This is a genomic window from Microbacterium sp. GbtcB4 (assembly GCF_019091465.1).
GTDB lineage: Bacteria > Actinomycetota > Actinomycetes > Actinomycetales > Microbacteriaceae > Microbacterium > Microbacterium paraoxydans.
The window spans coordinates 1-241 of record NZ_JAGXJJ010000454.1 but is presented as its reverse complement, the minus strand read 5'-3'; the positions used below and the strand labels follow the sequence as shown (position 1 = coordinate 241).

1 pseudogene is annotated in these 241 nt (G+C 77.2%); it reads left to right on the top strand.

The features are described from left to right. Positions 1–241, top strand: a pseudogene (locus tag KVS71_RS18445) (galactose-1-phosphate uridylyltransferase); the annotation flags it as partial.

Genomic DNA, 241 nt, shown 5'->3' with positions numbered 1-241 from the left:
CGCCCGCACCGTGGTCGAGGCCTGGGCCGACCGCCCCCCCCCCCTGTCCCCCCTCCCCGGCATCCAGCAGGTCTTCCCGCTCGAGAACCGGGGCGAGGCGATCGGCGTCACGCTCCCCCACCCGCACCGCCAGATCTACGCGTACCCCTACGTGACCCCACGCACCGCCCGGGTGCTGGCCGCGGTCGACCGCACCCCGCCCGACCTCCTCGCCCGCATCCTCGCCGGGGAGCAGGCGTCC